The 284-nt window shown below is 63.7% G+C and carries 1 protein-coding gene; it reads right to left on the bottom strand.

Going from position 1 to position 284, the window contains the following annotated elements:
- A partial coding sequence (locus RMT89_RS42385; RefSeq protein ID WP_315889090.1) for a hypothetical protein occupies positions 1-284 on the bottom strand: 284 nt, incomplete at both ends.

Below are 284 nucleotides of genomic sequence, written 5' to 3'. Positions count from 1 at the left end.
ACCAGCTTGGCCGGCCGTCCGGGCAGATCGAAGACCAGGATGAACACCGGCTCCGCCCCGGTCGTGTCGATCAGCACAGCGGAGGGGTGGCGAAGATGCGATGGCAAGGCCCGATACCAGTCCAGATCAAGAGGATCGGCCTTGGGCTTGCGGCCAACCTTTTTCGTGCTGGGCGCAGTGACATGGCCCGTTCCCCGGAACGTATGCTGGATATTGAGGTCGCTGACAGCGATCTCGGCGCTTTGCACCTCAATCCCCCGCGACCGCGCCTCGTCGATCCATGC

This window comes from Streptomyces sp. P17 (assembly GCF_032436805.1).
GTDB lineage: Bacteria > Actinomycetota > Actinomycetes > Streptomycetales > Streptomycetaceae > Streptomyces.
The sequence above is the reverse complement of the archived record's forward strand: the minus strand, read 5'-3'. Positions and strand labels throughout refer to the sequence as shown.